This is a genomic window from Streptomyces sp. RPT161 (assembly GCF_027533845.1).
GTDB classification, from domain to species: domain Bacteria; phylum Actinomycetota; class Actinomycetes; order Streptomycetales; family Streptomycetaceae; genus Streptantibioticus_A; species Streptantibioticus_A silvisoli_A.
The window spans coordinates 43,364-56,755 of sequence record NZ_JAPZVN010000012.1 but is presented as its reverse complement, the minus strand read 5'-3'; the positions used below and the strand labels follow the sequence as shown (position 1 = coordinate 56,755).

At 71.2% G+C, this 13,392-nt stretch carries 12 protein-coding genes and 1 pseudogene; 10 read left to right on the top strand and 3 right to left on the bottom strand.

The genetic code is table 11. From position 1 onward, the window contains the following. Window positions 1-43: 43 nt before the first annotated feature. The 7 genes and pseudogenes from O5O46_RS22795 (at window position 44) to O5O46_RS22765 (ending at window position 7,522) form a co-directional block, all read left to right on the top strand. A complete protein-coding gene (locus O5O46_RS22795) occupies window positions 44-484 on the top strand; it encodes a phage tail protein (protein WP_269857400.1) in 441 nt (146 codons plus the stop codon). Next, window positions 484-1,218 carry a CIS tube protein gene (locus O5O46_RS22790; RefSeq protein WP_269857399.1) on the top strand — a complete coding sequence of 245 codons (735 nt, stop codon included), beginning with the start codon at window positions 484-486 and terminating at the stop codon, window positions 1,216-1,218. Before O5O46_RS22795 ends, O5O46_RS22790 begins: the two co-directional genes overlap by 1 nt. Then, window positions 1,211-3,040, top strand: a complete 1,830-nt coding sequence (locus O5O46_RS22785) for a VgrG-related protein (protein WP_269857398.1) — start codon at window positions 1,211-1,213, stop codon at window positions 3,038-3,040. The genes O5O46_RS22790 and O5O46_RS22785 overlap by 8 nt, the downstream gene beginning before the upstream one ends. A 31-nt stretch (window positions 3,041-3,071) precedes the next feature. After that, on the top strand, window positions 3,072-3,542 hold the full coding sequence (locus O5O46_RS22780) for a GPW/gp25 family protein (protein ID WP_269857397.1): 471 nt from the start codon (window positions 3,072-3,074) through the stop codon (window positions 3,540-3,542). Window positions 3,543-3,552: 10 nt separating this feature from the next. Further along, window positions 3,553-5,523 (top strand): putative baseplate assembly protein, encoded by a 1,971-nt coding sequence (locus tag O5O46_RS22775; RefSeq protein WP_269857396.1) that lies wholly within the window; start codon window positions 3,553-3,555, stop codon window positions 5,521-5,523. After that, window positions 5,520-6,071 (top strand): annotated as a pseudogene (locus O5O46_RS22770) (phage tail protein); the annotation flags it as partial. The gene O5O46_RS22775 and the pseudogene O5O46_RS22770, both read left to right, overlap by 4 nt. A gap of 158 nt (window positions 6,072-6,229) precedes the next feature. Beyond that, entirely contained in the window at window positions 6,230-7,522 is a 1,293-nt protein-coding gene (locus tag O5O46_RS22765) for an NADase-type glycan-binding domain-containing protein (protein WP_269857395.1), read from the top strand. Window positions 7,523-7,701: 179 nt separating this feature from the next. Here the strand turns inward: O5O46_RS22765 and O5O46_RS22760 are convergent, their stop codons facing one another. Both O5O46_RS22760 and O5O46_RS35380 read right to left on the bottom strand, forming a co-directional pair. Beyond that, window positions 7,702-8,088, bottom strand: coding sequence for a peptidase inhibitor family I36 protein (locus O5O46_RS22760; RefSeq protein ID WP_443072601.1), 387 nt, complete (start codon window positions 8,086-8,088; stop codon window positions 7,702-7,704). Between the two features lie 129 nt (window positions 8,089-8,217). Continuing rightward, window positions 8,218-9,219 carry a helix-turn-helix domain-containing protein gene (locus O5O46_RS35380; protein ID WP_333482420.1) on the bottom strand — a complete coding sequence of 334 codons (1,002 nt, stop codon included), beginning with the start codon at window positions 9,217-9,219 and terminating at the stop codon, window positions 8,218-8,220. A gap of 218 nt (window positions 9,220-9,437) precedes the next feature. On the opposite strand from O5O46_RS35380, the gene O5O46_RS22750 reads away from it, so the two are divergent. The 3 genes from O5O46_RS22750 (at window position 9,438) to O5O46_RS22740 (ending at window position 12,733) form a co-directional block, all read left to right on the top strand. Then, window positions 9,438-10,301, top strand: a complete 864-nt coding sequence (locus tag O5O46_RS22750) for a hypothetical protein (protein ID WP_269857394.1) — start codon at window positions 9,438-9,440, stop codon at window positions 10,299-10,301. 69 nt (window positions 10,302-10,370) lie between these two features. After that, a complete protein-coding gene (locus tag O5O46_RS22745; RefSeq protein ID WP_269857393.1) occupies window positions 10,371-11,474 on the top strand; it encodes an alpha/beta hydrolase in 1,104 nt (367 codons plus the stop codon). 56 nt (window positions 11,475-11,530) lie between these two features. Beyond that, on the top strand, window positions 11,531-12,733 hold the full coding sequence (locus O5O46_RS22740; RefSeq protein WP_269857392.1) for a DUF4185 domain-containing protein: 1,203 nt from the start codon (window positions 11,531-11,533) through the stop codon (window positions 12,731-12,733). 326 nt (window positions 12,734-13,059) lie between these two features. Here O5O46_RS22740 and O5O46_RS22735 read toward each other — a convergent pair whose 3' ends face one another. Then, a complete protein-coding gene (locus O5O46_RS22735) occupies window positions 13,060-13,293 on the bottom strand; it encodes a hypothetical protein (RefSeq protein ID WP_443072600.1) in 234 nt (77 codons plus the stop codon). Window positions 13,294-13,392 lie beyond the last annotated feature (99 nt).

Here is a 13,392-nt window from a genome sequence, read left to right as displayed (position 1 = left end):
GTAGGCGAACCAGCAACCCCACCATCCCCACCAGGAGCACGACGTGACCACCGCCCAGCAGGACCCCGGGTCCTCCATCTTCTTCCGGCTCACCATCGACGGGCTGGACCTCGGTCTCTTCAACAGCTGCGAGGGCCTCGCCGCGGAGGTCGAGGTGCAGCAGTGGGAGGAAGGCGGGAACAACGGCCACGTCTGGCAACTCCCCACGCGGGTACGTCACTCCACCATCCGCCTCTCCCGGCCGCTGACCCACGAGACCGCCAAGGTGACCAGCTGGATCTCCTCCATCGCCACCGGAATCCGCCGTCCCACCGCGCAGATCGTCGCCCTGCGCGCGGACGGCAGCCAGGTCGCCCAGTGGGGACTGCTGGAGGTGCTGCCGGTGCGCTGGCAGGGACCGTCACTGGACCCGGCCTCCCCCGCGGTGGCCACCGAGACCCTTGAGATCACCCACCACGGCTTCACCGACGCCGGAGCGGCCTGATGTCCCCCAGTTCATCCAGCACCACCGGCGGCGGCATGCGGCGCGCCTCGCTCCGGGTGTACGAGCCGCCCACCGATGTGACCGCGGGGCCCGGCGGGCTCCTCGCCGAACTGCCCCTGCAGTACAACCCGTCCACCATCGACCTGCGCAAGAGCGCGAGCTGGGAGCCGGGCCGGGCGATCGGGTTCCAGCGCACCTCACCGCCGCAGTTCCTCAACGCGGACCCGCGGGTGCTCTCCGTCCAGGTCCTGCTGGACGCCTCGGACCAGCCAGGGAGCAGCGGTGTCCGCAGCCGGGTGGAGACCCTGCTCGCCTGCTGCGAGCCGACCGAGGCCAGCCTGTCCCGCAAGGCGCCTTCACCACCGTGGGTGCGCATGGAGTGGGGAACCTTCTCCTCCATCGGCTTCGACGCCTGTGTCACCTCGGTCGACGTCAGCTACACGGTCTTCTCGCCGGGCGGCGAACCGCTGCGTGCCACATGCTCGTTGACGTTGCAGGAGGTGCCCGGCCAGACCCCCGGCCAGAACCCGACCTCGGGCGCGCTCACCGCCCGCCGTGTGCACCGCACCGTCGCCGGGGACTCGCTGCAGTCCCTCGCGTGGCGCGAGTACGGCGATCCCGGTGCCTGGCGGGCCATCGCCGAGGCCAACGGCATCGACGACCCCATGGTCCTCTCCCCCGGCAGCGAACTACTGCTGCCCGCGGCCGAGGAGTTGGCGCCGAGCCATGAGTGAGACTCCGTACACCGAGGTTCTCCAGGTCACCCTGGACGGCCGCCCGCTGACCTCGGCCCTGGCATCCCTGCTGGTAGAGGGCTGGGTGGACGCCAGCGTCAATGTCCCGGCGGCCTTCCAGCTGACCTTCCAGGACCCGCACCACCAGGTGCTGGCCGCGCTGGGCGTCAGGATCGGTTCACGCGCCGTACTGCGCGGGCTGGCCGACGGCAAGGACTCCGGAAAGCCGCTCCTCACCGGCGAAGTCACCGCGCTGGAAACGGACTTCGACGGGGCCGGGGCGTTCACCGTGGTCCGTGGGCTGGACTTCGGCCACCGTCTGCTGCGCGGCCGCCGGGTGGCCGGATACCGGGAGATGACCGCCTCCGACATCGCCCGCCGGATCGCGGCGCAACACGGCCTCACCGTCGGCCGTGTCGATTCCACGGCGACCGTCTACCAGTTGGTCACCCAACCTGGCGTGTCGGACTGGGAGTTCCTCAACCGGCTGGCCGACGAGAACGACGCCGAGGTGGTCTTCACCGACCAGGGCGAGTTCCAGTTCGTGCAGCCCAAGCCCGCCTCGGGCGCGCCCGCGCCCAGCACGCCCGCCAAGTCCAGCCCGTACGTGGTCGAGAAGGGCCGCAACCTGATCCGCTGCCGGGTCGGCGTCACCGCGTCGGACCAGGTGACGAACGTCCAGGTACGGGGTTGGGACGTGCACGCCAAGCGTCCGCTCACCGCCCGGGTCAGCGCCGCGGACAGCGACGAGCTGAAGATCGGGCTCACCCCCGGCAGCGCCGCGGCTCCCTTCGGCACCGCCGAACTCCTCGGCACGGACGTTCCCTACGACACCCAGTCCGAGGTGGAGCACGCCGCCGACGCGCTGGCCGCCGACACCGCCGCCGCCTTCGCCGAGTTGGAGGCGGAGTTGCGCGGTGACCCGTGGCTGCGCCCGGGCGTCCCCGTCGCGCTCAACGGCATGGGCGTGCCGTTCGAGGGCCGCTACACCGCGACCGCCGTACGCCATCACTTCAGCGCCGGAACCGGCTACCGCACCTGGCTTACCGTCAGCGGCCGCCAGCACCGCACCCTGTACGGGCTGGCCTCCGGTTCCGGGTCCGGGGCGGCGCTGGAGCAGCGGCTGTCCGGGGTGGTGATCGGCACCGTCACCGACGTCAAGGACCCGCTGGAGCAGGGCCGGGTGAAGCTCAACTTCCCCTGGCTCTCGGATGACTACGTCTCCGACTGGGCGCGCACCGTGCAGTTCGGCGGCGTCCGCGGCGGGGGCGTGATCAGCCCCGAAGTGGGCGACGAGGTGCTGGTCGCCTTCGACCGGGGCGCTCTCGACCACCCCTATGTGCTGGGCGGGCTCTACAACGGGCGGGACAAGCCCTCGCCGCACGATGTCCCGCTGACCGACGGCACCAGTGGCCGGGTCAACCGGCGCAGCCTGGTCTCGCGCAGCGGCAACCGGCTGGAGTTGCTGGACGCTCCGGTCTCCCCGCGCGGCGTACGACTGCGCACCGGGGACGAGTCGATGACGGTGCACCTGGACCAGACCGGTACCGCCATCACCATCCGCAGCGACGGCGAAGTGAGCATCACCGGCACCAGGGCGGTCTCGGTCACCAGCCAGGGCCCACTCACCCTGCGCGGGGCCGTGGTCAGCATCAGCTCGGAGTCCGAACTCTCCTTCAGCGCCGTGGAGGTGAACACCGCGGCGACCGCGGTCACCACGGAGGCCACCGAGGTCAACACCACCGCGGCGTCCGTCTCCACGGAGGCGACGACCGTCTCCATGGAGGGCGTGGTCACCGCGAACGGAGCACCAGTCGTCTGATGGAACACAGCACTATGCGAGGAGCGCACCCATGAGCGGCCAGTTCGTCGGCTCGGGCTGGGCCTTCCCGATGCGTACCGACGCCTCCGGGGCCATCGCGCTGGTCTCCGGCGAGCAGGAGGTCGAGGAGGCGATCCGCCTCGTCCTGTCCACCGCCCCGGGCGAGCGCCCCACCCGGCCCGAGTTCGGCTGCGCCATCCACGAGTTGGTGTTCGCTCCGGTCAACGGCTCCACCGCGGGCCGGATCGCGCACGACGTGCGCGCCTGCCTGGACCGCTGGGAGCCGCGGATCGAGGTGCTGGACGTGGAGGTCTCCGCCGACCCGGAACGCGCGGTCGTGCTGTACATCGACGTCCGCTACACCATCCGCGGCACCAACAACCCGCGCAGCCTGGTCTTCCCCTTCTACGTCATCCCCTCGCACGAGGAGCCTGGCGCGGCCGACGGCACCGATCCGTCCGACGCCGCTGCCGCGCTCCCGGCCGCAACCGCCGGAAAGTAGTGAACCGCGCATGGCGCTGCCCTCTCCCAACCTCGACGACCGTCGCTTCCAGCAGTTCGTGGACGACGCCAAGCGCTATGTGCAGCGGCGCTGTCCGGAGTGGACGGACCACAACGTCTCCGACCCCGGTGTCACCCTCATCGAGGCCGTGGCGCACATGGTGGACCAGGTCAGCTACCGGCTGAACCGGGTGCCCGACCGGAACTACCTGGCCTTCCTGGACCTGCTGGGCTTCACCCTCTTTCCGCCCGCCGCCGCCCGCGCCGATGTCACGTTCCGGCTGTCCGCCCCGCAGGAGCAGCCGATCGTGCTGCCGCCCGGCACCGAGGTGGCCACCCGGCGCACCGAGGTCGAGGAGGCGGTGGTCTTCGCGACCACCGGCGAACTGCGCGTCGAGCCCTGCTCGTTGGACGCCCTGCTGGTCCAGCACGGCTCGGGCGGCGCGCCCGCGGACCGCACCAACGAGCTGCTGGACGCCGGGCGGGACCTCGCCGTCTTCCAGGAGGAGCCGCAGGTCGGCGACGCCGCCCTGTTCGGCCTGTCCGGCCCGGTGCCGCACTGCCTGGTTGCGCTGCGCCTGGACAGCCGGGTGGACGGCGTCGGCGTCGACCCGCGTCAGCCGCCGTTGCGCTGGGAGGCGTGGACGGCGGACGGCTGGGCGCTCTGCGAGGTCGAGGAGGACAGCACCGGTGGCCTCAACCGCCCCGGCGAGGTGCTGTTGCACGTGCCCGGCGGACACGAGCGCACCCGTATCGGCCGCCGCGAGGCGGGTTGGCTGCGCTGTCGGGTGGTGGCCGCCGAACCCGGCCAGCCGTTCTACTCGGTGAGCCCGACCGTGCGCGCGGCGAGCGCCTTCACCATCGGCGGCACCACCGCGGTGACACACGCCGAGACGGTGCGCGGGGAGATCCTGGGCGAGTCCACCGGCGTGCCCGGGCAGCGCTACGTCCTCGCCCACGCACCGGTCGTCGCCGACGATCCGCCGGTGCTCATCCAGACCGCCGCGCCAGGCACTGGTGCCTCCGACGAGGACGGGGGCTGGCGGTCCTGGCAGGTCGTGGACGACTTCTCGGCCTCCAGCCCCACCGATCGGCACATCCGGCTCGACCTGGCCACGGGCGAGGTGGTCTTCGGTCCGGCGGTGCGTCAACCGGACGGCACCATGCGGCAGTACGGCGCCGTACCCCAGCGCGGTGCCGTGGTCCGCGCGGCCAGCTACCGGGTCGGCGGCGGACGCCGGGGCAACGTCGCACGCGGCGCCATCTGCGTGCTGCGCAGCTCCATCCCGTACATCGCGGGCGTGATCAACCGCGAGTCCGCCACCGGCGGGGTGGACGGCGAGACCGTCGACGAGGCGAAGCTTCGTGCCCCCATCACCCTGCGCACCCAGGAACGCGCCGTCACCCAGCGCGACTACGAGGAGCTGGCCCGCCGTGCCGCCCCCGGCGTGGCCCGGCTGCGCTGTCTCTCCGATCCCGAGGAGCCGGGCGCGGTGCGGGTCCTCGTCGTCCCGCGAGCGGTGCCCGATCCCGGCGGCAGGCTGCGCTTCGAGCAACTCGTGCCGGACGACGAGCTGTTGGCGACGATCACCGAGTACCTGGACGATCGCCGCCCGATCGGCACCCGGCTCGCCGTCGGTCCACCGTACTACCAGGGCGTGACCGTGGTCGCCACGATGCACGCCTTCGCCGGAAGCGCGGGCGACAGGGTCCGGGCGGCGGCGAACGAGGCGCTGTACCGCTACCTCGACCCGCTCACCGGCGGGCCGAACGGGACCGGCTGGCCGTTCGGCCGCCCGGTGCACGCCGGTGAGGTGTACGCGGTCCTACAGCGGGTGCCGGGTGTGGAACTCGTTGACGAGGTGCTGCTGCACCCGGCCGATCCGCTGACCGGGTTGCGCGGCGAGGCGGCCGACCGGATCACGATCGCCGCGGGCGCGCTCGTCTTCCCCTTCGACCACCGGGTCCGGGTGATTGTGTGAACGCTTCTGCCGAGGGTGCGTCGCGCGGCGGCGTCGACGGCCTGCCCAGCCCCCATCCTCTGGGCGAACGCCTCCCGGCGGTCTTCGCCCAGGACGATCTGATGCAGCGCTGGGTGGCCGGACTTGACGATCTGCTGGCGCCACTGCTGGTCACCCTCGACTGCTTCGACGCCTACCTGCGCACCGACCTCGCCCCGGAGGACTTCGTGCTCTGGCTGGGCAGTTGGCTCGGCGCGGAGAGCGGTCCCGAAGCGAACGGCGCGCGCCTGCGGGCGGCGGTCGCCGCGGCGGCCGCGCTGCACCGGGTGCGCGGTACGGCGGCGGGGCTCGCGGAGGCGGTCAGACTGGCGTTCGGGGTGCGGCCGGAGATCGAGGAGAGCGGCGGCGCGAGTTGGTCGGCGCGCCCGCTGGGGGCCTTTCCCGGCGGGCCGGTACCCGGTGTCGTGGTGCGGCTGCGGGTGCCCGATCCTTCGGCGATAGACCGCCGCCTGCTGGAGGAACTGGTCGCCGCCGCCCGCCCGGTGCACGTGCCGTACCGCGTGGAGATCCTGCCGTCGCCGCCCTCCGGCGGCTTCGGTCCGCCTCCCCCACCCGGCTTCGGTCCGCCGCCCGCCGAGCCCGCGCCCCCGCGGGAGGCCGATCCGCCGCCCACCGCAGACCCCCGTACGCAGGCCCTCGTGGACAACGGACAACCGAAAGAACAGTGATGACCGACGCGACTGGAAACACGGCGATGACCTGTCCGGAGTGCGGGGCGACCGGACAGACCGAGTCGTTCTGCACCGAGTGCGGAGAGTTCCTGCGCTGGCAACGCGGCGACCAACCGCCCAAGTCCAAGGGCACGCCGTCCACCACGCCCGCATCCAGTGCGCCCCCCGCCGTGGACCCGCGGCTCGCCCACGGGCTCCCGACGATCCCTCCCGTCGGCGAACCGGTGGCGGACAACCCGTACCGGACCACGTCCCCGGCCCCCGTAGCGGGCGCGACCGGGCCCGACCTCCACCATCTGGAACGGCAGGAGGAGCCACCCACCGAGGAGGTGCCCCCCTACGGCGAGATCATCGACCGCACCGAGCGCGCCCGCGCCCTCATCGTCCCCGTCCAGGAGCCCACTGCCGGGCAGTCCGAGCCGGAGACCCCGGCGGGCCCGGTGCTGCCCGGTCGCGCCGACCAGCAGCGACCGCGCCGGGTGCGCCGGCTCGCCCCGGAGGAGGAGCCGTACGACGGGGTGGCCTGCCCCGTCTGCGGCACCGTGAACCCCGAGTCACGGCACTACTGCCGCCGCTGCGCGGCTCTGCTCACGGTCACCGGCCACACCGAGACGCCGCCGTGGTGGCGCCGCATCTTCCGGCGCGGTGCCAAGGGGCCCGAGCGCATCCCGATGGCCGGTGAACGGCCGCGCCTGCGCGGCCTGCGGGCCCGCTGGCCGGTCTGGGCGGTCCGCGCGGCGATCGCGGTGGCCGTGGTCGTCTGTCTGGTGCTCTACACCGGGCAGGCGGTCAACGCGATCGAGGACCACTTCACCCACCCGGTCCCGATCCACGCCCAGACCATCACGGCCTCCCACTCCGACCCCGGCCACAAGGCGTCCAACCTGGACGACGGGTACAACAACACCTGGTGGGGTGACGGGGTGGCCGGCAACGGCGGCGGTCAGTACATCACCGCCGACTTCGGCCGCCCGGTGCACCTGCTGGACCTCGGTATCACTCCGGGAACCAGTACCCAGCAGGACGTCTACTTCCAGCAGGCCCGCCCCCTGGAGATGGAGGTCACCCTCTACCACGCCGACAACACCACCACGGTCCAGCGCATCACCCTCGACGACCGCCCCGGCTTCCAGGTGTTCTCCGTCCGGGGCTCGGACGTGCAGATGCTGCGGCTGACCCTGGAATCCGCCTATGGCGCCTCGGCGAAGACCGAAGTCGCCATCGCGGAGCTGGAGTTCTTCGGTCGCAGCACCGCGGGCACCGCCGACGGCACGGGCACCACCGGCTGACCGGGCAGGAGTCCCTCGCGGTTCCCGAGCCGCCTGGCGGTTCAACCGCGGACGGACCGCAGCGAACAGGCCAGGGCCACACCGCCGCTCATGTGGTCCTCACCTGTCCGGGTCCCCGGCCGACGGACCGGCCGGGGACCCGAACGAAACCCGCGTGGTGGGCGCGAGGCCGACGGCCGTCAGTTCTCCCACACCTTGTACGCCCGCACGACGAACGGCGATTCGGGCACCCACGTCCCCGACGGGTACGTGGTGAACTCCCCAGTCTCCGCGCATGTTTCGCTCTGGTACGTCGTGACGGGCCGTCCCAACCGGTTGGCCAGGGAGGCCTCCGTCACCCCTTCAGGCAGGGACGTACAGTGCTCGATGCCGATCTGGGCCAGTTCGACGGTCTGCCGCTGCCCCCGGTATCCCGTTTTGGGCCACAGGCACAACTGGCCCGCCGCACAGGCGCCTTGACTGCCGCCGCCCTGCGCGGGCCGCGCGTTCGCGCTCGTGGCGGACATGCCCGCCAGCACGAGGGCGGCGACGGAGGCGGTCAAGGCGACATCACGGATCGTCCGCATGGTGATCACTCCCCAAGATCGTCGGTGTGACGAGTCTCACGATCAGTGATCATCGCCGTCAAGCGGGCTGTGGTGTAACGGCCCCGACGTGATAGGGGATGCGCGGAGCGACACGGACGGCGGACCGCATCACGCGGGATTCGCCGCGGGCCGGTAGCGGAGCAGGTTGGTGTGGACGCTGTCGACGTACGGCTGAATGCGCTTCAGCGCGGGGCCCTGCTGTTGCACGACCCAGGTGGCGGTGCGGTAGGCGGCGGCGAGGTTGAGCGCGGGATCGCCCGGGACACCTTCGAGTTCGGGGGCGATGGCGCACAGCATCCTGCCCAGCGCGGGGATGGACTCCTCAGGGGTGAGCGGTGGTCTCGGGACGGCTCCCTGCCTGTTCGGCGGCAGGTAGTACCGCAGGACGCGCGGTGTCCAACGGGCGATGCCGTACTCGTCCCTGGCCGGGTCGCTGAGGTCGGGGTCGAATCCGCTTTCCACCTTGAGGATGGCCGCCACCAGTGCGGGAGTGACCTGCGGGTCGTCGCACATGGTGCCGGCCTGGACGATCAGTTGCCGGTAGCGCGGTGGGATGCCGGCGTCGGTGCGCAACCACCGCGCGTCGTCCCGCAGCCGGGTGGCGGCCGTTGCCGTGTTCGGCCGGGTGTCCCCTGGTGGGGCCGTGTCACCGAGCACAAGCGCGCCGAACGTCACCACGGCGATGAGACCGGCACATCGCCGCGGCGGCAGCCGGTGCCGCCAGCCGAGGACGCGGCGCGGCTCCGCCTCGGCGGACGGCCCGGCAGGTCGGTGGTCGCTCGCGGCCGCGACGTCCGGTGGAGCCGCGTGCGCATCCCCCTCGGGGAGCGATGCGGGTGGGCGGGTTATGAGGTTGTGGGTGTCGAGGCGGCGCTGTTCCCAGTACTCCGGGTCGCCGCCACAGGCGTTCACGAAGGCGGCCAGCACGGCGGCACTCGGCAGGCGGTGTCCGGCGGCGGCAGCGGCCAGGGTGGAAGCCGAGTAGTGGGTACGCGCGGCGAGCAGGCGGTAGGGCGGGCTGCCGGCTTGGCGGCGTAACTCCCGCAGGTCGTGGGCGAATCTGGCCAGCGGCCCGCGCAGGGGATCAAGTGGCCTTTCCTGACGTCCCAACTTTCATTCCTTTTTCATTCCCCCCTGCAACGGTCTGGTCGCGGGGGGAGTGCGATGTCCAGCGATTGTCAGGAATTTATCCGACGAGGTCGCCCGGCCGGGACGGAGTACGCGAGGCCGGTTTGAATGGGCCCGGCCCACAGGCGGGAAGCCCCTCCGCGCGAGGAGGCAGACACCGCCTGCCCGCCCACCGCTCAAAGCCGTTGAAAGGAAAGCGCGTGCGCAAAAGACGAGTTGCCGGCGTCCTGGCCGGAGCCCTCGGGGTGCTGCTGGCCATGACCGGCGTCACGGGCGCGTCAGCCGCCCAGGCCGGATCCGGGAAGCGTGTCTTCAACGCCATGCAGATCATCTTCAGCCCGGACATGCCCAATGCCTTCTGCACGATCGGGGCGGTCGGCACCGACAAGTACGGGCGCGAGATCGCCATCTCGGCGGGTCACTGCCTGCGTCCCGACAAGAGGTACTCCGACCGTGACATCCCCGAGAACATCCAGCCCGTCTACGACCGCGGCGACGTCGCGTTCGGCCCCATCGGGTACGTGCGGTACTTCAAGGACCCCGAGGGCTCGACGGTGGGGCATCCCACCAAGGACTACATGATCATCGAGCTGGTGCCCGCCGTTACGCCCTCCTCGCAGGGGCCGTACCTGAAGGAGACGGGCGAGGTGGAGGCCGCCGGCGGGCAGCCCAGCCCCAATGCCCTCACCCCGCCGCTGGACGACGAACGCCTGCTCGGCGCCGGCTTGTTGGACGACAACGAGCTGGTGGTCTCCGGTCAACTCGGCGTCTACTACGGGCGCATCACCGACAACTCCAAGGGCGTCTACCAGTCCTGGGCCGCGCACAAGGACGGCGACTCGGGAGGCCCGGCGATCTGGCACGTGCCCGGCAGCGCCTACCCCTCGGCCCAGAACAACTTCCAGGCGGCAGGACCCTGGGCCGGCATCACCAAAGCCGTCGTCGCGGGCGTCCCGCCGTTCGTCTACACCAGTTCGGCGAACATCCTCGCCGACCTGCGCGCCCGGGACGCCGCCCACCCCGGCGTCTACGGTGCGGGCTTCCACGTCACCGACAACCCGTAGACCGCCCCGCCCCTCCCACGACGCCCGCATCGCACCCACTGACCACCCCTGTTGGAAGGAGAACGTCTCATGAGACCGCTGCTGACCGGCGCACGGAGCCGTTTCCCGTTGCGCGCCAAAACGGCCGCCGCCGCGACCGCGCTGGCGGCGCTGACCGTGTTCGCCGGGCCGGTCGCACACGCCGACGCCCCCTCGATCCCGAGCTTCACCAACGGCTACGGCCTGACCCAGGTCTCCGGCGCCACCGAGGTGCGCTCCGCCACCGACTTCACCATCACCGTGACCAGCCAACAGCTGTCCGGCCAGCACAAGATCCGCGTCTTCCTTCCCCGTGACTACGCGGCCGATCCCAGCAAGCGGTGGCCGGTGGTCTACTTCCTGCACGGTGGCGGCGGAACGGTGGACGACGCCGCGGCCGCCCCGGCGCTGCGTTCCGACTCGGCGATCACCGTGGTCCCGGACGGCGGCCTGAAGGGCTGGTACGCCGACTGGCTCATGCAGAACACCGCCGCGGGCGCGGCGAACTGGGAGACCTTCCACATCGACCAGGTCGTCCCCTTCATCGACGCCAATCTGCGCACCATCGCCGACAAGGGCCACCGGGCTGTCACCGGCGTGTCGATGGGCGGTTACGGCGCACTGCACTACGCCGAGTCCCACTCCGACGTGTTCGGCCATGTCGCCTCCCTGTCAGGCGGCATCGACTTCGGCATGCCGGCGGTGCGCGGGGCCGTCCTGGCCACCGAGCTCAACCTCACCGGCGCGTGGTGTGCCGTCAGCACATCCAGCTCCTCGGGCACCGGCCAGTGCACCGGTTACGGCCCCTACGTCGACAGCGACGCGATCTTCGGCTCCCCGTACCCGGTCCTGAACGCCGATCACATCTGGAACGAGGTCAACCCCGCCGCCCCGGCCAACCTGGCCAAGCTCGCCGGAGTCGACGTGACGCTCTACACCGGCAACCAGGGTCCCATCGACAACTTCACCGAGATCGCCGCCCAGAACGTCAAGTCAGGTCTGGACAAGCTCGGCTACCCCAGCCGCCTCGTCGACTACGGCAACGGTTCGGCCCTGGCCTCCACCTGCGACGGCGGGCACAACTACGGATGCTGGGCCCCCGCCGTCGCCGACTACATGAGCCACCTGCGCGGCGCGTTCACCACGACCAGCTGACCCCCGACGGCAGACGGCCCGCCGCGTCGGGCACCGCACACCTGGAGGATTGACCGATGTCCAACACCTCGCGGCCGGACCAGCGCCCGGCCAGCCGCCGATCCGTACTCAGGGCCGGCGTGGGCCTTGCCCTGGGCACCAGCGCGCTGGGCGCCGTGCCCGCCGCCGCGGACTCCCGCGCCCGGATGCGGCCGATGGCCCAAAGCGGCGCGCCGTTGTGCGACCAGCCCGGTGACTCCGCGAGCGGTCAGGGGCTGGGATCCGGGGATCTCGCCATCCCGTACCACCGGGAGCACGACAACAGCTGGGGCTACGTCTTCGGTGACTCCTGGTCCGGAGCCGGGCAGAGCGGCGGCTATCTCGGGTCGCCGGTGATGCTGTGCCAGGACAGGTTCGACTCCTCCGGCGCGGCACCGATCTCGTTCACCTGGGCCATGCCCACCGGGGGCGGTGCCCGCCAGTTGTTCGACTACCAGCACAACGCCGACAACGGGTACGGCTTCGAGGTCAGCCGGATTCCGAACGACTGCATCGAGTTCGGCGGCCGTACGTACATCCAGTACACGTCCGTTGCCGTCTGGGGTCCGCCCGCGGGTTACGACGGCTCGCTGATGTCCGGCGTGGCCTACTCCGACGACTACGGCGTGACGTGGAACGACTACCCCTACCACTGGGCCGGTGACACCCAGGGGGTGAACCAGTCCATGTACGGCATGTGGTCGTTCGCCGGCATCGATCCCGACGGCTGGCTGTACATCTTCTCGAAGCGGTGGAACGGAACCCACAGGAACACCGCCGACGGCGGAGCGATCCAGCTGTTCCGCATCCAGCCGGGCGACTTCCGGAACGGCAACTTCGGCGCCCAGCAGAACTGGGCCTACGTGGGCGCGTCGTGGCAGTGGACCACCTCGGCCGCGCCGTCGCCGATCCTGACGGGAAACAACATCGGTGAGTTCTCCGTCAAACGCGTCGGCAACACCTACTGCATGAGCTACTTCGACGTGACCGACTACTCGATCTGCACCCGCACCGCACCCCGCCCGGACGCCGTGTGGACCGCTCCCAAGGTGCAGATCGTGGGCAACAACACCTGGCCGGTGAGCCACTGGGGCAAGCCCCAACTCCCTTACCTCTACGGCGGATACATCCATCCGGGCAGCGCCGGCGCGACGTCACTGACCCTGATCGTGTCGCAGTGGAACGGACAGCAGGGGCAGTCGCCGTACCGGGTCGTGCAGTACGACGGCATCAACCCGTAGCGGTGCGCCAGGCGGTCAGCGCACCGCTGACCGCCGAACCCGCCTACAGGCGCTTGGCGTTGCGCAGGCCCGAGGCGTAGAAGCCGTTGCCGTCGAGCCGGGCCGTGCGGCCGATGTCGCCGAAGGTGGGGCCGTTGTTCTCCTCCCGGCTGGAGATGAACCGCGGATGGCCGTCGGTGTCCAGGCCGAGATAGATGCCGATGCAGTTCGTAGCCGAGGACCGCTCCCGTGACGGCGAGCGTCGAGACCAGGGCGATGGACAGCCGGTTGCCGCCCTTGCGCGGGGATGTGGCCATGTCTGTCGGGCTCTCTCTCGGTAGCTGTGGTCACACCGCCGGCAGGGCGCCCATCAGCAGCCCAGCCGCGAGGACGACATATGCGCCGAGGGTGACCGCGGTGGTGGACAGCAGGGTCGCGCGGGGCGGTTGGCGCACCAGTTGGTAGGCGATCAGCCCGAGGACGATGTAGCCGAGGGCCTGGTGGCCGAACAGCATCGGGAACTCGACCGCGATCAGTTGGCAGTCACGCGCCGCGGCCTCCCAACGCACAATGCACAGCACGGCGGATTCCCCAACCCTCCTATTTCCGCCGCACAGTTGACGGGCATAAAGCCCGTGTGAACACGGTCGGTTTGTGGCACACATCACGCCGTCGCTATT